This window comes from Kitasatospora sp. NPDC003701 (assembly GCF_053587085.1).
The window spans coordinates 17,320-34,930 of the sequence record NZ_JBSFNM010000046.1 but is presented as its reverse complement, the minus strand read 5'-3'; the positions used below and the strand labels follow the sequence as shown (position 1 = coordinate 34,930).

Genomic DNA, 17,611 nt, shown 5'->3' with positions numbered 1-17,611 from the left:
ACGCGGGCGGTCACCGGCGCCGGGGGCACCGGCGGCCGGACGCGCACCGGGCGCGGCCGGACGGCGGTCGCCGGGGCGGGCCATCCCGGTCGCGCTGCCCGAGGTGAACGGGTTGTTGCCCGGACGCGGGCCGGCCGGACGCGGGCCCGGACGGGCACCACTGCCGGCGGCCGGACCGGCCGGACGCTGGGCCTGGGCGGCCGGGCGCTGGGCCTGGGTCTCCTCGGCCGGGGCCGGGGAGGAGAACTCCGCCGCCGGAGCAGCCGGAGCCGCGGGCGTGGCGGGGCGAGCCGCCGGACGCGGACCCGGGGTCGGCGCACCGGCCGGACGCGGGGCGGCCGGAGCCGCCTCGACGGGCGCGGCCGGGGCGGCGGGCGCCGCGGCGGCGGGGGTGGGACGGGGTCCCGGGGTCGCGGCAGGGCGCGGACCCGGGGTCGGGGCACCCGGCTTGGGTGCGGCCGCACCGGCGGCGGAACCACCGGCGGGCTGGGGCGCCGCGGGCTTCCGCGGGCCAGGCTTGGCAGCGCCACCAGTGGGGGCGACTCCCAGAGCGTCAGTCAACTTGCGCACGACCGGCGCCTCGATCGTCGAGGACGCCGAACGGACGAACTCACCGAGCTCGGTCAGCTTGGCCATGACGGCCTTGCTCTCCAAGCCAAGCTCCTTGGCGAGTTCGTAAACCCGGACCTTAGCCACTTCACTCCTGTCTATGAGTCCGGGGGTCTCGTCCGCCGGACTGTCGCTACTTCATGGGCGTACCCATCGCGTACTCATCGCGTACTCATCGAGTGCTCATCGCAATCTCGACCTACTTCCACTTCGCGAGGTACCTGACTGGTGGCACGGCGCGCGGCTGCCCGCGCACTGTGCTTGGTGCGGTGGTTCTCCGCCGCGTGGAGCGGCGGCCGTAACAGGGAGGTGCCCGCCGGACCGGCCTGAGGAAGCTCAGGGCGCCGGGGTGTCGCCTGCCCGCTCCTCGATGTACCCGCGGAGCCGCTCCGTGTCGAGCGCGCCCTGGAGCCGGAAGGCCCGGGGGAACGCCCGACGGCGGACCGCGAGGTCGAGGCAGGCCGGATCGGGGTGCAGGTGTGCGCCCCGGCCCGGCAGTGCGCCACGGGGATCGGGGACGCAGACGCCCTCGATCGCCGTGACACGCAACAGCTGGTGCTTGGCCGCGCGCTTGCGGCAGCCCACGCAGGTGCGTTCCGGGCGTGCTCGGACGTGCGTCCGGCCAGACGAAGGCAAGTCTACCCCTCCGAAGGGACATGGCGCCGCCCCGCCGATCCGGGTGGAACGGCGGGGGGCTGTAGAACGATGGTGCCCTCGAGCGCGACTACTCGCCCGAGGACTCCCGGCCGCCGTCGTCGGACTGCCCCTCGGTGTCCGGCCGGATGTCGATCCGCCAGCCCGTCAGGCGGGCGGCCAGGCGGGCGTTCTGGCCCTCCTTGCCGATCGCCAGCGACAACTGGTAGTCCGGCACGATCACCCGTGCGGAGCGCTGCTGCAGGTCCACGATCTCCACGCTCGTCACCCGTGCGGGGGACAGCGCCGCGGCGACCATCTCGCGCGGGTCCTCGGACCAGTCGACAATGTCGATCTTCTCGCCGTGCAGCTCGCCCATCACCGCGCGCACCCGGCTGCCCATCGGGCCGATGCAGGCGCCCTTGGCGTTCAGCCCGGAGCGGCGCGACCAGACGGCGATCTTGGTGCGGTGGCCGGCCTCGCGGGCGATCGCGGCGATCTCCACGCTGCCGTCGGCGATCTCCGGCACCTCCAGCGCGAACAGCTTCTTCACCAGGCTGGGGTGGGTGCGCGAGAGCGTCACCGACGCGCCGCGGACACCCCGGCGCACGGCCACCACGTAGCACTTGAGACGGGTGCCGTGCCGGTAGTCCTCGCCCGGGACCTGCTCCTGCGGCGGCAGGATGGCCTCCAGCTTGCCGATGTCGACCAGCACGTTCTTCGGGTCGTTGCCCTGCTGGACGACACCGGTGACGATGTCGCCCTCCTTGCCCGCGTACTCCCCGAAGGTCTGGTCGTCGGCGGCGTCGCGCAGGCGCTGCATCATCACCTGGATGCCGATGCTGGACGCGATCCGGCCGAAGCCGCTCGGGGTGTCGTCGAACTCCTTGGGCTCGACGCCCTCGTCCAGCTCGGCCGGGTCCTCGGTCGCCCAGACCGTCACGTGGCCGGACTTGCGGTCCAGCTCGACGCGGGCGCGGCGGCGCGAGCCCTCGGTGCGGTGGTACGCGGTGAGGAGGGCCGACTCGATGGACTCGACCAGCAGGTCGAAGGGGATGTTCTTCTCGTTGACCAGCGTGCGCAGGGCACTCATGTCGATGTCCACGGCTACGCCTCCTCGTCTTTCGTCACGTTCGTCATGGTGCGGTCGGTGTGCAGGTCGTCACTGCCCACCGTCGTCCCCCTCCTCGGCGCCGTCGTCCGCCGAGTCGTCGTCCACGAAGTCCGGGGCCTCGTCGAGGAGCTTGTCGTCCTTGCGGTTGAACTCCACCTGGACGCGCGCCCGGGCCACCTCGGTGTACTCCAGACGGCGCTCCTTGGGCCGGCCGCGGCCCTTCACCGGCTGCACCTCGACCAGCGCGCCGTCCTCGTCCGCCTCCAGCACCCGGGCGACGATCTCCCCGCCGTCGACCAGGTGGACGGCGGCCAGCCGGCCCTCGGCCCGGCGCCAGTGGCGGGGCTCGACCAGCGGGCGCTCCGCGCCCGGCGAGCCGACCTCCAGCACGTAGGCGCCGGCGCCCATCACATCGGACTCGTCCAGAGCCTCGCCGACGATCCGGCTGAACTCCGCGATGGCGTCCAGATCCACGCCGCCGTCGGCGTCCACGTCGATCTGCACCTGACGGCGGTTGCCCGCCTGGGTGACGACGACGTCCTCCAGGTCCAGGTCCGCCTGGGCGGCCAACGGCTCCAGCAACGCACGCAGCCGGTCGATGTGGGTGGTGCTCATCCGGGTGGACTCCTCGGCCGCGTCTGCTGTTGTCAGAGGGCGCACCGCGCCGCCCGGCGCCGGTCGGGCGCAGGCCGGGTCGCGGCAGCTCGGCCCAAAGCCTATCCGGTGAAGGCACCAACCACCGATTCCGGACCACGCGCGGACGCCCCGGCGCCACCCACTGCGAGCAAGGTCACACCGGTGGGCCACCACCCGGGGCCTGGGAATCCGGAGCCGGACACGTGAGGATTCTGTAATCATTCACGCCAACGAGGGCAGGCGGGCCGGCCGTCCTCCCGTACACGCCCCGGAGTGACGCCGATGCAGCCGCCCAGCCGACGGACCTTCCTGGCCCTCGGGCTGCTCCTCACCGCGGGTGGCGCCCTCACCGCCTGCACCGACTCCCACGACGGGGACGACGGCGGCGGCCGGGGCGAGGGCCGCCGGCCCGACCCGGACGAGCCGGTCCGCCAGCGCGCCGTCAGCGCCACCGACGCGCTGCTGGCCGGGTACGACGCCCTGCTGGCCGGGCCCGGGGCCGGGCAGGCCGGGCTGCTCCAGCCGCTGCGGGCCGAGGTGGTCCAGCACCGGGCGGCGCTCGCCGCCGGGCTCCCGGGCGCCTCGGCCCCGCCGTCCGCCCCGCCGTCCGCCGCCGGGACGGGGTCCGGCCCGGCGTCCGGCTCCGCGGCCCCGTCGGGAACGCCGGCCGCCACCGCGCCGGCCTCGACGGTCACCACCACCGCCGCGCTCGCCGCCCTGGAGCGGCAGACCGCGCAGACCCGGCTCGCCGACCTCGGCGCCGCCTCGCCGCAGCTGGCCCGGCTGCTCGCCTCGGTCTCCGCGGCCGGGGTGCTGCACGCCGTCGCCCTCGGCGACACCGCCCCGGCGGCCGCGCCGCCGCCCGGGCCGGGCGATCCGCCGAGCGGGCCCGCCACGGCGTCCTCCACGGCCTCCCCGAGCGCCTCCGGGTCCGCCTCCGGGCCGGTGTCACCGCCGGCCCCACCGGCCGCGTCCACCGGCGCCCCGGGCCCGGAGGCGCTGGCGGCGCTCCAGGGCGCGCTGGGCGCCGAGCACGCCGCGGTCTACGGGTACGGCGTGGTCGGCGCCCGGCTCCCCGACGACCAGCAGCGCACCGACGCGCGGACCGCCCTCGCCGCCCACCAGGCCCGGCGGGACGCCTGGCAGCGCCTCCTCGGCGGGGCCGGCGCCACACCGAGCGCGGCGGCCGCCGGCTACCAGCTGCCGTTCGCCGTCGGCGACGCGGCCGGCGCCGCCCGGCTGGCCGCCCACCTCGAAAGCAGGCTCACCTCGGTCTACGCCGACCTGGTCGCCGCCGTCACCGGGCCCCAGCGCGCGACCGCCGCCGACGCGCTGCGCGAGTGCGCGCTGCGCGCCCGCCGCTGGGGCGCCGCATCCACCGCGTTCCCCGGCCTGCCCGACCCCGCCACCGCGTCCCCCGCCACCACCGGGAGCGCCACCGCCACGCCCACCGGCTGACCTCCCGCCACCGCCCCGACCTGCGGGCACGCCGTCGGTACCGCTCCGCCCGACCGCTGACCTGCGGTTTCACCGCCATGACCGACAATGGACGGGTAGCACCACGGGGGAAGCGGCAACCGGAAGGCCAGCATGTCGGCAGCACCAGGGCAGATCACCGTCCCCGAGTGGCTGGCGCGAAGCGTCGGCACGTACGAGGAGGGGCGGCGCTGGCTGGCCCGGTTGCCCGCCCGGGTCGGCGCCGGGCTGGCGCGCTGGGACCTCACCCTGGAACGGGTGATCGACCCGGGCGGCAGCCTGAGCCTGGTCGCCTACGTGCACCGCGACGACCTCAGCCCCGCCGTCCTCAAGACCGGGCTGGTCACCCCGGAGACCGACCGGGAGCACGCCGCCCTCGCCGTGTGGGCCGGCCGCGGCGCCGTCCTGCTGCTCGACTCCGACCCCGCCGAGGGATCACTGCTGCTGGAGCGGCTGCACGGCGAGATCCCGCTGCGCTCGCTGGCCGAGCCGAAGGCGATGCTGGAGGCCACCAGCCTGCTCCACCGGCTCTGGGTCGAGCCGCCCGGGAACCACCGCTTCGCGACCCTCGCCGACCGGGCTGGCGCGACCGCCGCCGACCTGCGCCGTCGCGCCGAGCTGCCCGGCGCCGGCGAGGCCGCCGCACTGGTGACCGAGGCGCTGCAGACCGCCGAGGGGCTGCTCGCCTCCGGCGACGAGGCGATCCTGCTGCACGGCGACTTCCACCACGGCAACGTGCTCGCCGCCGACCGCGCGCCCTGGCTGGCGATCGACCCCCGGCCGCTGGTCGGCGAGCGCGCCTACGACCTGGCCCGGCTGGCCCTGGACCGGGCGGACACCCTGGTCGGCTCCCCGGGCGTCCCCGCCGCCGTCCGCCGCCGGCTGCACCGGCTCGCGGACGCCCTGGAGGTGGACCGGGAACGGCTGCGCGGCTGGACGCTGTTCCGCGCCACCGACCTCGGCCTGCGCGCCCTGGCCGCGGGCCGCCGGGAGGACGCCGAGCTCTACCTGGAGTTCGCCGGCGCGCTCTGAGCCGGCGCCGGCCCCAGCAGCGGCAGCTCGGCGCCCATCACCGCGTACAGGCGCTCGGTGTTGGGGAAGTGCACCGCGCGCGCGAGGTCCCGGTAGCCCAGCGCGCGGTAGAGCCGGCGGGCGGGCGTCTCGGCGTCGATCGCGGAGAGGATGGTGCGCGGCAGCCCGGACCGCGCGCAGAGGCTCCTGATCAGCGTGGAGCCGATGCCCTGCCCCTGGAAGTCGGGCAGCACGTGCAGCTCGGTGATCGCGAACACGTCGTCCAGCCAGGCCCCGTACCCGCGGGTCTCCAGGTACGGCTGGATCACGGTGCTCCACCAGTGCTCCCGGCGGTTCGGCATGCCGTACCCGAAGCCGACCAGCCGACCGCCGCTGAGCGCGCCCAGCGCGATCACCCCCGGCTGCTGGGCGTGCCGCCCGACGATGTGCAGCCGGACCAGGACCTCTTCGGGGGTCAGCCCGAACGCCACCGCCTGGACGTCGAGCGCCTGCGGAGCCCATGCCGCAAGGTCGATGGCCTCGATCGTCACCCCGGTCAGCTGATCCATGCCCCGGACGTTACTACCCGTCCGGCCCCCGCGCGGGCGTAGGTGCCAAGGAGATCAGAACAGGACGCTCATGAACGCCCCCACCTCGCGGAAGCCGACCCGGCGGTAGGCGGCGCGGGCCCGCAGGTTGTAGTCGTTCACGTAGAGCGAGACCACCGGGGCGACCTCCCGCAGGGCGATCTCCAGGACGGCGGCCATGCCCGTCTCGGAGAGGCCGCGGCCGCGGTGGGCCGGGTCGACCCAGACGCCCTGGATCTGGCAGGCGCCCTCGGTGACGGCGCCGATCTCGGCCTTGAACACCACCTGGCCGTCCTCCGCGAAGCGCGCGAACGAGCGCCCGGTGGAGATCAGTTCGGCGACCCGGGCCTGGTAGAGCAGCCCGCCGTCACCGGCCAGCGGGGAGACCCCGACCTCCTCGGTGAACATCGCCACGCAGGCCGGCATCAGCGTCTCGACCTCGCTGCGCCGCACCCGGCGCACCAGCGGATCGGGCGCGATCTCGGCGGACGGCGTGGTGGTGGCGAGCAGCGGCTGGTGGGCGCGGACCTCGCGGGCCGGGCCCCAGCTGCGCTCCAGCAGCGCCCAGAGGGCGGCGGTGGCCTCGGCCGGGCCGACGATCGACGAGCAGCGGCGGCCCTGGCGGCGGGCCCGTTCGGCGAAGGCCTGCACGGCCTGCGGACCGGCGTTGACCAGGACCAGGTTCGCGCCGGCGTAGCAGAGCGCGTCCAGCTCGCCGCGCTCGTCGTACCAGCCCCACATCTCGCCGCCGAGGCGCCAGGGGTCCAGCCCGACGGCCTCGACCCGGGTCGCGACGAAGGCGTTGGCGACCGGGTCGCGGTGGAGCACCGCCAGGGTGTCCGCGAGGTCGGGGGGCTCCAGGACGCGCGTGGTCGCCAGGGCGCGGGCGGCCTGGAACGAGCTGGGGAGCATCACACCTCGATCGAGCATCGAGACAGCACCTCACTGAGACGACTCTGGCCGCACCCTACTCCGTGGCCCCACCCGGCTACGGCCGCGGGGCCGTCCGCGCACGGACGGCCCCGCTTCCGGAAAACTACTGCCCGCCGGTCACTCCGCGGCGGTCACGGTCGGGGCACCGGACTCGACGCCCTCGGCCTGCATCTGCTCGGCCAGCTTGAGGGCCTCCTCGATCAGGGTCTCGACGATCTTCGACTCGGGCACGGTCTTGATGACCTCGCCCTTGACGAAGATCTGGCCCTTGCCGTTGCCGGAGGCGACGCCGAGGTCGGCCTCGCGGGCCTCGCCGGGACCGTTGACGACGCAGCCCATGACGGCGACGCGCAGCGGCACCTCCATGCCCTCCAGGCCGGCGGTGACCTCCTCGGCGAGCTTGTAGACGTCGACCTGGGCGCGGCCGCAGGACGGGCAGGAGACGATCTCCAGGCCGCGCTCGCGCAGGCCGAGCGACTCCAGGATCTGGTTGCCGACCTTGATCTCCTCGGCCGGCGGGGCCGACAGCGAGACCCGGATGGTGTCGCCGATGCCCTCGGCGAGCAGCGCGCCGAAGGCGACCGCGGACTTGATGGTGCCCTGGAAGGCGGGGCCGGCCTCGGTGACGCCGAGGTGCAGCGGGTAGTCGCAGGCGGCGGCGAGCTGGCGGTAGGCGTTGATCATCACGACCGGGTCGTTGTGCTTGACCGAGATCTTGATGTCGCGGAAGTCGTGCTCCTCGAAGAGCGAGCACTCCCAGAGCGCGGACTCGACCAGCGCCTCGGGGGTGGCCCGGCCGTACTTCTCCAGCAGGCGCTTGTCGAGCGAGCCGGCGTTGACGCCGATCCGGATCGGGATGCCGGCGCCCTTGGCCGCCTTGGCGATCTCGCCGACCTTGTCGTCGAAAGCCTTGATGTTGCCCGGGTTGACGCGGACCGCGGCGCAGCCGGCGTCGATCGCGGCGAACACGTACTTCGGCTGGAAGTGGATGTCCGCGATGACCGGGATCTTCGACTTCTTGGCGATGATCGGCAGGGCGTCGGCGTCGTCCTGGGACGGAACGGCGACCCGCACGATCTGGCAGCCCGAGGCGGTGAGCTCGGCGATCTGCTGCAGCGTGGCGTTGATGTCCGAGGTCACCGTGGTGGTCATCGACTGCACGGAGACGGGGGCATCGCCGCCGACCGGCACACTGCCGACCATGATCTGCCGGGAGACACGGCGCTTGGCGAGCGGCTTGAGCGGCAGGGACGGAATACCGAGCGAGATCGCGGTCATGTGCGCAGGGTTCCCCGGGGTTGAGGTGTGGTCGGTCCGGCCGTTCGACGGCCTGGGCCGGGCGCGCCGATGAAACGCGCGCCCGGCCACCAACGGTACGGCACGGTGGTGGGCCCGGGCACACCAGCCGTACCCGGCGACTAGCTGATCTTGACCGGGTTGACCAGGTCGGCGACCAGAACCAGCAGGGTGAATCCGATGAAGACGCTGGCCACGACGTAGGCCAACGGCATGAGCCGGGCGACGTCGAACGGCCCCGGATCGGGCCGCTTGAACAGCTGTGCGAACCGGCGGCGGACCGATTCCCAGAGGGCGCCGGCGATGTGACCGCCGTCCAGCGGGAGCAGCGGCAGCATGTTGAACAGGAAGAGCGACAGGTTGATGCCGGCCAGCAGGTTCACGAAGTACGCGATCCGCTGGGTGCCCGGGATGTCGAGCGAGAAGACCTCGCCGCTGACCCGGGCGGCGCCGACCATGCCGATCGGCGAGTCGACGTCGCGCGGGGCGCCGTCCACCACCGAGTTCCACAGGCCCGGGACCTTGCCCGGCAGGGCCACCAGCGACTTCACACCGCTCTCGGCCATGTCGTACATCCGGTCGAGGGATTGCCCCACACCGAGCCGGACGACACCGCTGGTCGGGGTGAAGCCGAGGAACCCGGCCTGCACCGTCTCGCCCTTGACGGGCATCCCGTTGCCGTCGTACTTCTGGACGTCGTTGACGGCGATGGTCGGGTTGAGGGTGAGCTGCTGCCCGTCGCGCTCGACCACGATCGGCACGGTCTTCCCGGCCGACCGACGGATGTCCGCCTGGAGCTGGTCGTAGTCGCCGATCCGGTCGCCGTCGAAGGAGACCACCCGGTCGCCGGGCCGCAGTCCGGCCTGGGCGGCGGGGGTCTTCGGCGCGTCGGCCGGGCAGCTGTCGGTCGGCTGGCCGGCCTTGACCACGCACTGCGCGACGGTGCCGATGGTCGGCACCGTCATCGAGACGCCGAAGCCCATCATCACGGTCAGGAAGAGCCCGAACGCCAGGATCAGGTTCATGAACGGGCCGGCGAACATGACGATGACGCGCTTCCACGGCTTGCGCTTGTAGAAGAGCCGGCTCTCGTCACCCTCCTGGAGCTCCTCGTAGGAGGCCTCCCGGGCGTCCTCGATCATGGTCCGCCAGGGCGAGCTGCTGCGCTTGGTGATCCGCCCGTCCGCACCGGGCGGGAACATCCCGATCATCCGGATGTACCCGCCCAGCGGGATCGCCTTGATGCCGTACTCGGTCTCGCCCTTGCGGCGGGACCAGACGGTCGGGCCGAAGCCGACCATGTACTGCGGCACCCTGATGCCGAACAGCTTGGCCGTGGAGAGGTGGCCGAGCTCGTGCCAGGCGATCGAGATGAGCAGCCCGACCGCGAAGACCAGGATGCCGACCACCGTCAAAACCGTTGCCACCGCTGGCCCTCCGTCATTGCGCTCCGCTCGTCGTCTTGTCGTACCGCGGCCGGAGCCGTCAGCCCGCCGCCAGCTCGCGGGCCCGGGCCCGGGCCCAGTCCTCCGCGTGCAGGACGTCCTCGACGGTCAGGGAAGTTCCCGCCGCGCCGCGCCCGCTGTCGTACTGTCCGTGCTCGGCCACGACCTTGGCAACAGTGTCCACGATTCCCGTGAAGGCGAGGCGGCCCTTCAGGAAGGCCTCCACGCACTCCTCGTTCGCCGCGTTGAACACCGCCGGGACCGTCCCGCCCAGCGAGCCCACCTCGCGGGCCAGCTCCACCGCCGGGAAGGCCTCGTTGTCCAGCGGGAAGAACTCCCAGGTGGCGGCCTTCGTCCAGTCGCAGGCGGGGGCCGCGTCCGGAACCCGGTCCGGCCAGCCCAGACCCAGCGCGATCGGCATCCGCATGTCCGGCGGGCTGGCCTGCGCCAGCGTGGAACCGTCCGTGAACTCCACCATCGAGTGCACCACCGACTGCGGATGGACCACGACCTCGATCCGGTCGAAGGGCACGTCGTACAGCAGGTGCGCCTCGATCACCTCCAGGCCCTTGTTGACCAGGGTGGCCGAGTTGATCGTCACCACCGGGCCCATCGCCCAGGTCGGGTGCGCCAGCGCGTCCTGCGTGGTCACCCCGGCCAGCTGCTCGCGCGTACGGCTGCGGAACGGGCCGCCGCTCGCGGTGACCACCAGCTTGCGGACCTCGGACCGGGTGCCGCCGGCCAGCGCCTGGAACAGCGCGGCGTGCTCGGAGTCCACCGGCACGATCTGCCCGGGCTTCGCCACCGCCTTCACCAGCGGGCCGCCGACGATCAGCGACTCCTTGTTCGCCAGCACCAGCACCCGGCCCGCCCGCAGCGCCGCCAGCGTCGGACGCAGGCCGATCGACCCGGTGATGCCGTTCAGCACCGAGTGGCACTCCGTCGCGGCCAGCTCGGTGGCCGCGTCGGGGCCCGTCAGCACGGCGGGCAGCGGACGGCCGGCGGCCTTCGCGGCCAGCGCCTCGCGCAGCGCGGGCTCCGCCGCCGGATCGGCCACCGCCACGGTGTGCACGCCCAGCTCCAGGGCCTGCTCGGCCAGCAGGTCCACCCGGCCACCGGCCGCCGACAGGGCGACCACACGGAACCGGTCCGGATTGCGGCGCACCACGTCGATGGCCTGGGTGCCGATCGAACCGGTCGAGCCGAGGATCACCAACTCCCGGGGAGCGGAAGGGTCCTTCACCACGGGGGTGAAGCGCAGCTGCGGGTGGGCGAGCGAAGTCATGGTGCCCATTGTGTCCTGCCCGGCGGGATCCGCAGGACTCCCCTCCTGTGCAGGACGCCCGTCTGCGCCGGCCCCCGGCTCCGCAGGACTTCCCCGGCTCCGCCGGACCCCGCTCCTGCGCAGACCCCGCTCCTGCGCGGGATTCCTCCTCCGCAGGACGCCGCCGGACGCCCGGGCTACCGTCGGAGCCATGCGTACCGTCATCGCCGGAGGCCACGGACAGATCGCGCTCAAGCTGGAACGGCTGCTCGCCGAGCGCGGCGACCGCCCCGCCGGCCTCATCCGCCGCCCCGAACAGGCCGAGGACCTGGTGGCCGCCGGAGCCGAGCCGCTGCCGCTCGACCTGGAGAACGCCACCGCCCCCGAACTCGCCACGCTGCTCACCGGCGCCGACGCCGTGGTCTTCGCCGCCGGCGCCGGCCCGGGCAGCGGCGCCGCCCGCAAGAACACCGTCGACCGCGACGCCGCCGTCCTGCTCGCCGACGCCGCCGAACTCGCCGGTGTACGGCGCTACCTGATCATCTCCTCGATGGGGGCCGACGCCCACGCCACCTACCCGGCCGACCCGGTCTTCGAGACCTACCTGCGGGCCAAGGGCGCCGCCGACGACGCCGTCCGCGCCCGCACCGCGCTGGACTGGACGGTGCTGCGCCCCGGCCGGCTCACCGACGGCCCCGGCACCGGTCTGGTCCGGCTCGCCCCCTCGGTCGAACGCGGCGCGGTGGACCGGGCCGACGTGGCCGCCGTCCTGGCCGAGCTGCTGCACGAACCGGGCACCGCCGGGCAGACCCTGGAGCTGGTCGCCGGCAACGCCACGGTGGCGGAGGCCGTCGCGGCCGCGGCCGGCCGCGCCTGAACCTCCCCCGGACACGCCGAGGGGCCCGGCACCGCCGCAGTGCGGTGGTGCCGGGCCCCTCGGACCGCCGGGATCAGAGGTCGAGGCCGGTGAGGACCAGGACCTTCTCCACGGTGTAGTCGTCCATCGCGTACTTGACGCCCTCGCGGCCGACGCCGGAGTCCTTGACGCCGCCGTACGGCATCTGGTCGGCGCGGTAGGACGGCGCGTCGCCGATGATCACACCGCCGACCTCCAGCTCCCGGTGGGCGCGGAAGGCGGTCTGCACGTCGTGGGTGAAGACGCCGGCCTGCAGGCCGAAGGCGGAGTCGTTGACCGCGGCGAAGGCCTCGTCGGTGCCGTCGACCCTGTGCAGCGACAGCACCGGGCCGAACACCTCGGCCTTGGCCAGGATCGCGTCGGCGGGCAGCTCGGCGAGCACGGTCGGGGCGTAGGTCGCACCCTCACGGGTACCGCCGGTGAGCACCTTGGCGCCCTTGGCGACGGCGTCGTCCACCCAGGACTCCACCCGCTTCGCGGCGTTCTCGTCGACCAGCGGGCCGACATCGGTGGCGTCGTCGTTGGGGTCACCGGTGACCTGGGCCTCGACCTTGGCCACGACCTTCTCCACCAGCGCGTCGTAGACCGACGCGTCGGCGATCACGCGCTGCACCGAGATGCAGGACTGGCCGCCCTGGTAGTTGGCGAACATCGCGATCCGGGTGGCGGCCCAGTCGAGGTCGGCCTCGGAGGACCAGTCGGCGAGCACCACGGCCGCGGCGTTGCCGCCGAGCTCCAGGGTGGTGTGCTTGCGCGGCACCGAGTCCATGATCTGGTAGCCGACCTTGTCCGAACCGGTGAAGGAGATCACCGGCAGGCGCGGGTCCTGCACCAGGGCGGGCATCCGGTCGTTCGGCACCGGCAGGACGCTCCAGGAGCCGGCCGGCAGGTCCGTCTCGGCCAGGATCTCGCCCAGCACCATCGCGGAGAGCGGGGTGGCCGGAGCCGGCTTGAGGATGATCGGAGCGCCGACCGCGATCGCCGGGGCGACCTTGTGGGCGACCAGGTTCAGCGGGAAGTTGAACGGGGCGATGCCCAGCACCACGCCGCGCGGGAACCGGCGCACCACCGCGAAACGGCCCACGCCGCCCGGGTCGGTGTCCAGCCGCATGGTCTCGCCGTTGGTGCGGCGCGCCTCCTCGGCGGCCCAGCGGAAGACGGAGACGGCACGGCCGACCTCGCCGCGCGCCCACTTGATCGGCTTGCCGTTCTCGGCGGTGATCAGCTGGGCGATCTCCTCGGTGCGCTCGGCCAGGCGCTTGGCCACGTGGTCCAGCGCGGCGGACCGCACGTGCGCGGGGGTCGCGGCGAACACCGGCAGCGCGGCCACGGCGGCGTCCAGCGCCTCCTCGACCTGGGCCTCGGTGGGGACGCCGACCTTGCCGACCAGGCGGCCGTCCCAGCTGTTGTGCACCTCGAAGTCGGCGTCGCCGCTCGCCCGGCGGCCGGCCAGCCAGAAATCGTACGTGGTGGTCACCGTGGTACCGGCCCTCTCCTCGTCGTCCTCACGGCCCCACGGACGTGGAACCAGAATCGAGGGTAGGGGCGGCGGCGCGCCGACCGGGTTGGCCACGAAGTAGCGTTCGCCACCGCTGCCACTCCATCCCGTCCAGCGGACGGGTCGGTACGCCGGGCCGTTCGCCGGGCCGCTGGTGTGACCCGGGTGCCCCCGCGGGCTTTACTCCTCGCCGGAGCGGAGGGCCAGCCAGAGCTCCATCCGGACATCGGTGTCGTCCAGCGAGCGGCCGAGCAGCTCCTCGACCCGCCGCATCCGGTAGCGCAGGGTGTGCCGGTGCACGCCCAGATCGGCGGCGGCCGCGTCCCACTGGCCGTGTCTGGAGAGCCACGCGCGCAGCGACGCCACCAGGTCGCCGCGGGCGGTGCGGTCGTGGTCCCGCAGCGGGCGGAGCAGCCCCTCCGCGAACGCCGTCACGGCGTCCTCGCCCAGCAGCGGCAGCAGCGAGCCGGCGCCCACCTCCTCGTGGTCCACCGAACGGCGGCCGCCGCGCAGCGCCACCGCGAGCGCCCGCTCGGCCTGCGCGTTCGCGGTGCCCGCCTCCTCCAGCGCGGCCGGCGCCGAGACCCCCAGCGACAGGCCCTCGTGCTCCTCCACCGCACCCAGGCAGGCCCGGTGCACCGCGCCGTTGTCCAGTGCCAGCACCATCAGCCGGGGCCCGTGCGCGCCGCCCTCCTCGCGCGCCACCAGCAGCTTCTCCCCCACCCGGGCGCCGGCCTGCTCGGCCCGGTCGCCCAGCTCGCCCAGCGCCTCCGCGGCGTCCACGCCCTGGCCGGCACCGGCCACCATGACCCGGACCGTCCCCTCCGGCAGGCCGCCGAAGAGCCCGGCCGCCACCTGCCGCGCGGTCGCCACCTCGCCCGCCAGCACCATCCGCAGCAGTGCCGCGCCCATCCGCTCCTCGGCCTGGCGCAGCTCGCGCGAGCGCTCCAGGGTGAGGGTCAGCAGCGCCACCGCCGCGTTCAGCACGTACCGCTCGGTCGGAGTGATCCGGTCCTCGGTCCCGACCGCGAGGAACCCGCGGGCCCGGCGGTCCGCCCCCAGCGACTGGACCACCACGTAGTCCTCGTCCGCGGTGTCTATCCCCGGCGACCGCCCCTGCAGCGCGGCGCTCGACGGCGCCGGGCGCCGGCGCAGCCGGTCCACCTCGGCCGCCAGCCGGCCGGCCCGGCGCGCCGCCCAGTCCGGGGCCACCACCGAGAGCGCGCCCGAACCGTCGTACAGCGCCGCCCAACCACCCAGCCGGGCCGCCAGCCGGCGCACCACGGCCGTGGTGCCGTCCTTGCCGAGCGCCGCCCGGGTCAGCTCCTCCTGCGCCTCGAAGCTGGTGGTGACCGCCTCGTACTGCTCGGCGGCCAGCGCCGCCGAAACGACCTTGCTGATCGCGATGAACGGCGTCGGCTCCGGCACCCGCAGCAGCGGCAGCCCGCGCTGGGCGGCCGCCTCCACCAGCGGCTGCGGCACCTCGGTGTGCGACAGGCCGACCCCGAGGCCCAGCCCCACCACGCCCGCGTCGGCCAACCGGTGCACGTACGCCTGCAGCCGGGCGGCGGTGCGGCCCAGCTTGATTCCGGTGGTGAGCAGCAGCTCACCACCCTCGAGGAACGGCGTCGGGTCGTCCAGCTCACTGGTGTGCACCCAGCGGACCGGCCGCTCCAGGTGGTCCGCACCGGCGAGGACCGTCAGATGGAGCGAGGTGTTGCGGACGACGGAGGCGAGTGTGGGAGGCATGGCACCTTCGGGGGACGACCTGACCGCGCCGTTGCGGCCGGGCGAGGAGAGGGCTGGGGAATCTGGTGGGGGTCTCTCCTCTCATTATGGACGCTCCGGACAACCGGCACTGCCGAATCCACCTCGGAGGCGAGCTTCAGCCCCGCAGATCGACCAGCAACGGCGGCACCTGCTCGCCCGAGACCGCCGTCAGCGAGACCACCGCGTGCCCCGCCGGCAGCGCGTGCGCCAGATCCGACGGCGACCAGCGCAGCCGCTCCACGTCCCGGGTGGTGACCGACTCGGTCTGCGCCGTCGTCCCCGACAGCGCCTTGCGCCCCAACCGCCCGGCCCGGCGGACCAGACCGCCCGAGGTGTCCGGCGCGTGCGTCACCGCCGTCTCCCGGACCAGATGCGTGCCCCAGGCCTCGGAGAACAGCCGCCCGTCCCAGGGCGCGATCCCCGGGAACACCATCCGGCAGCCGACCGCCCCGAACAGCGGCGCCCGCAGCGCCTCGGGCAGGTCGACCAGGGTCCGCAGCAGCAGCACGGCGCCGGCGTTGGCCGCCCGCAGCCGCTGCAAGCCGCGGACGATGTGCGCGTCCAGCGCCGCCGAGGCGTCGTCGACCACCAGGCCGGCGAACAGCGAGCGGTCCTCCCGGGCCGCCGCGGCCTGCACGAACTGGCCCACCACCAGCCGCGACAGCATCCGCGCCGCCTCCGGGTGGCTGCGCTCGGGCAACTTCACCCGGACCCGCAGCGGGTGGTCCAGCACCCGCATCGCGAACGGCGGGCGGCCGGTGCCGTCCGTCGCGAACGCCCCCTCGAAGGCCGGCCGGTCCAACAGCGCCAACCGGTCCGCCAGCAGCGCCCCCGGGTCGTCCGCCCGGCCGCGCTGGCGCTCCCGCTGCTCCAGGTCCCGCTCGTACGCGCCCAGCCGGCCCGCCGCCCGGAGCGCCTTCACCAGGGCCTCCAGCGCCTCCGGCTCGCCGCCGAGCAGCGCCCGCAGCTCACGCACCGCCGGGTAGCGGCCGAACCCGGCCCGGAACGGGCCGACCACCTGCTGCAGCGCCGTCCGGGCGGTCTCGGCGCGGGCCGTCAGCTCGTCCGGCAGCAGGGCCTCGGCCAGCCGGGCCGCCGCCTCGTCCGGGTCCTGCACCGCGCCGTAGAGGTCCAGCCCGTACGCCGACCCCTGGTCCCCGGGCGCGATCACCACGTCGTACCAGGCGTCCGGCCCGAGCTCCGCGTCCGCCGCGCCGATCACCACCGCGCACGCCGTGCCGGCCAGCGCCTGGAGGCAGAGCGCCTCGGCCACCGGCCGGGCCAGCCGCGCCGTCTTCCCGGTGCCCGCCGGGCCGACCGCCAGCAGCGAGGTGCCCAGCAGCGACGGGTCCAGCGCGAAACCGGCCGCCCGGTGCGTCAACGGGTTCTTCGGCACGTCCTGCGCGGTGCCCAGCCGCACCTGGCTCAGCAGCAGGTCGTGCTGCTCGTCCCGCCCGGCCAGCTCGCGCGCCTCGGAGGGGTGGGCGAACGCCGCCGCGCCCCGGGCGGCCACCTGCTCGACGAAGGCCGGCACGAACACCGGGTCGGCCTGGGCCGACTCCCACGCCCGCTGGATCCGCACGTAGTCGACGTCCCCGGTGGGCTCGCCGTCCAGCCGGGCCGCCGCCGCGGCCGCCCCGCCGAGCCGCAGCGCCGCCCACGGGTCACGCGTCCGCTCGGCCTGCGCCGCGGTGCCCTCCTCGGCGGGCTCCTCGGTGGTCACCGTGCGCGCCATCAGCGGCGCCACGTACCGCCGCCACACCTCGGGCCAGCGGCCCATCCGGCCGAAGACCTTGATCACGACGGCGAGCATGAGGACGTTGAGGGTCAGGATGACCGACACGGCCACGAAGGCCGACCGGGTCGGCAGCACACCGATCAGTGTCGTCGCGTACTTGGCCAGTTCGACCCCGTACACATACGCCAGCCACCCCACCACCGCGTTCAGGCCCGCCCGCAGGAGGAGGGGCCAGGTCGGGACCTTGGCGTCCTCCGCCCGGTCGGGGTCGACCTCGACGTAGCCCTGCCGGTAGACGCCCGGGGCGGCCTCGGGGCGGGGGGCGGCGACCCAGGTGGGAAGATCGAAGGGCGGGGGTGCCGCAGGCCGGCGGGGGCGTTGGTGCGGCATGGGTGTCGCAGGTGCGGCGGTGGTCCGCTCGCCGTGGCCCCGTGCCCCGTCCAGTCCCATGTACGGCCCCGCTCCCTCGCCCGCCCGGCCCGACCGCCGTCGGTCCCGCCATACCCATGCCGCCGCACCGGCGACACGCCCGCGCTCAATGTAGTGGAGCGAGGGCTGCCGGTAGTCGCACTCCCTGCGCTGGCCGCCTCGGACAAGTCGGACGGCCCAGTGCTACCGAGTGGCGCATGCCCGGCCGGGGAGGGCCGCCGTAGCCTGCGAAGCACCGAGCCGAGAAGTCTGGAGA

At 74.6% G+C, this 17,611-nt stretch carries 15 protein-coding genes; 3 read left to right on the top strand and 12 right to left on the bottom strand.

Annotated features, from left to right (window positions below):
* From ACWDRR_RS31850 to rimP, 4 genes are all read right to left on the bottom strand, one after another.
* On the bottom strand, positions 1-696 hold a 696-nt coding region (locus ACWDRR_RS31850; protein ID WP_449775721.1), incomplete at its 3' end, for a translation initiation factor IF-2 N-terminal domain-containing protein.
* A gap of 249 nt (positions 697-945) precedes the next feature.
* Entirely contained in the window at positions 946-1,194 is a 249-nt protein-coding gene (locus ACWDRR_RS31845; RefSeq protein WP_449775720.1) for a YlxR family protein, read from the bottom strand.
* 139 nt (positions 1,195-1,333) lie between these two features.
* Entirely contained in the window at positions 1,334-2,347 is a 1,014-nt protein-coding gene (gene nusA / locus ACWDRR_RS31840; RefSeq protein ID WP_449775719.1) for a transcription termination factor NusA, read from the bottom strand.
* A gap of 57 nt (positions 2,348-2,404) precedes the next feature.
* Positions 2,405-2,971, bottom strand: a complete 567-nt coding sequence (gene rimP / locus ACWDRR_RS31835; protein WP_449775718.1) for a ribosome maturation factor RimP — start codon at positions 2,969-2,971, stop codon at positions 2,405-2,407.
* Between the two features lie 966 nt (positions 2,972-3,937).
* Here rimP and ACWDRR_RS31830 point away from each other — a divergent pair.
* Together ACWDRR_RS31830 and ACWDRR_RS31825 are read left to right on the top strand one after the other, a co-directional pair.
* Positions 3,938-4,450, top strand: coding sequence for a ferritin-like domain-containing protein (locus tag ACWDRR_RS31830; protein WP_449775749.1), 513 nt, complete (start codon positions 3,938-3,940; stop codon positions 4,448-4,450).
* A gap of 132 nt (positions 4,451-4,582) precedes the next feature.
* Complete coding sequence (locus ACWDRR_RS31825; RefSeq protein ID WP_449775717.1) at positions 4,583-5,500, top strand: aminoglycoside phosphotransferase family protein; 918 nt, start codon at positions 4,583-4,585, stop codon at positions 5,498-5,500.
* Here the strand turns inward: ACWDRR_RS31825 and ACWDRR_RS31820 are convergent.
* The 5 genes from ACWDRR_RS31820 to dxr form a co-directional block, all read right to left on the bottom strand.
* Positions 5,473-6,048: a GNAT family N-acetyltransferase gene (locus tag ACWDRR_RS31820; protein ID WP_449775716.1), complete on the bottom strand. Its 576-nt coding sequence runs from the start codon at positions 6,046-6,048 to the stop codon at positions 5,473-5,475. The two genes, ACWDRR_RS31825 and ACWDRR_RS31820, sit on opposite strands and share 28 nt — an antisense overlap.
* A 54-nt stretch (positions 6,049-6,102) precedes the next feature.
* The gene (locus ACWDRR_RS31815) at positions 6,103-6,978 is read right to left on the bottom strand and encodes a GNAT family N-acetyltransferase (RefSeq protein ID WP_449775748.1); all 876 of its coding nucleotides are present in this window, start codon (positions 6,976-6,978) and stop codon (positions 6,103-6,105) included.
* 138 nt (positions 6,979-7,116) lie between these two features.
* Entirely contained in the window at positions 7,117-8,277 is a 1,161-nt protein-coding gene (ispG, locus tag ACWDRR_RS31810; protein ID WP_449775715.1) for a flavodoxin-dependent (E)-4-hydroxy-3-methylbut-2-enyl-diphosphate synthase, read from the bottom strand.
* A 140-nt stretch (positions 8,278-8,417) separates the two neighbouring features.
* On the bottom strand, positions 8,418-9,722 hold the full coding sequence (locus ACWDRR_RS31805; protein ID WP_449775714.1) for a M50 family metallopeptidase: 1,305 nt from the start codon (positions 9,720-9,722) through the stop codon (positions 8,418-8,420).
* Positions 9,723-9,780: 58 nt separating this feature from the next.
* Positions 9,781-11,025, bottom strand: coding sequence for a 1-deoxy-D-xylulose-5-phosphate reductoisomerase (gene dxr, locus ACWDRR_RS31800; RefSeq protein ID WP_449775713.1), 1,245 nt, complete (start codon positions 11,023-11,025; stop codon positions 9,781-9,783).
* Positions 11,026-11,215: 190 nt separating this feature from the next.
* On the opposite strand from dxr, the gene ACWDRR_RS31795 reads away from it, so the two are divergent.
* Positions 11,216-11,881: an NAD(P)H-binding protein gene (locus ACWDRR_RS31795; protein WP_449775712.1), complete on the top strand. Its 666-nt coding sequence runs from the start codon at positions 11,216-11,218 to the stop codon at positions 11,879-11,881.
* Positions 11,882-11,954: 73 nt separating this feature from the next.
* On the opposite strand, the gene ACWDRR_RS31790 is transcribed toward ACWDRR_RS31795, so the two are convergent.
* From ACWDRR_RS31790 to ACWDRR_RS31780, 3 genes are all read right to left on the bottom strand, one after another.
* Positions 11,955-13,397 carry an aldehyde dehydrogenase family protein gene (locus ACWDRR_RS31790; protein ID WP_449775711.1) on the bottom strand — a complete coding sequence of 481 codons (1,443 nt, stop codon included), beginning with the start codon at positions 13,395-13,397 and terminating at the stop codon, positions 11,955-11,957.
* A gap of 201 nt (positions 13,398-13,598) precedes the next feature.
* Positions 13,599-15,167: a PucR family transcriptional regulator gene (locus tag ACWDRR_RS31785; RefSeq protein WP_387891407.1), complete on the bottom strand. Its 1,569-nt coding sequence runs from the start codon at positions 15,165-15,167 to the stop codon at positions 13,599-13,601.
* A 136-nt stretch (positions 15,168-15,303) separates the two neighbouring features.
* Positions 15,304-17,376, bottom strand: coding sequence for an ATP-binding protein (locus ACWDRR_RS31780; protein ID WP_449775710.1), 2,073 nt, complete (start codon positions 17,374-17,376; stop codon positions 15,304-15,306).
* Between the last annotated feature and the right edge of the window lie 235 nt (positions 17,377-17,611).

What these genes read in the sequence shown, in the direction of transcription:
- rimP (WP_449775718.1), bottom strand. Translation starts at nt 2,971, where the DNA reads ATGAGCACCACCCACATCGACCGGCTGCGTGCGTTGCTGGAGCCGTTG.
- ACWDRR_RS31825 (WP_449775717.1), top strand. Translation starts at nt 4,583, where the DNA reads ATGTCGGCAGCACCAGGGCAGATCACCGTCCCCGAGTGGCTGGCGCGA.
- ACWDRR_RS31820 (WP_449775716.1), bottom strand. Translation starts at nt 6,048, where the DNA reads ATGGATCAGCTGACCGGGGTGACGATCGAGGCCATCGACCTTGCGGCA.
- ACWDRR_RS31815 (WP_449775748.1), bottom strand. Translation starts at nt 6,978, where the DNA reads ATGCTCCCCAGCTCGTTCCAGGCCGCCCGCGCCCTGGCGACCACGCGC.
- ispG (WP_449775715.1), bottom strand. Translation starts at nt 8,277, where the DNA reads ATGACCGCGATCTCGCTCGGTATTCCGTCCCTGCCGCTCAAGCCGCTC.
- dxr (WP_449775713.1), bottom strand. Translation starts at nt 11,025, where the DNA reads ATGACTTCGCTCGCCCACCCGCAGCTGCGCTTCACCCCCGTGGTGAAG.
- ACWDRR_RS31795 (WP_449775712.1), top strand. Translation starts at nt 11,216, where the DNA reads ATGCGTACCGTCATCGCCGGAGGCCACGGACAGATCGCGCTCAAGCTG.
- ACWDRR_RS31785 (WP_387891407.1), bottom strand. Translation starts at nt 15,167, where the DNA reads ATGCCTCCCACACTCGCCTCCGTCGTCCGCAACACCTCGCTCCATCTG.
- ACWDRR_RS31780 (WP_449775710.1), bottom strand. Translation starts at nt 17,376, where the DNA reads ATGGGACTGGACGGGGCACGGGGCCACGGCGAGCGGACCACCGCCGCA.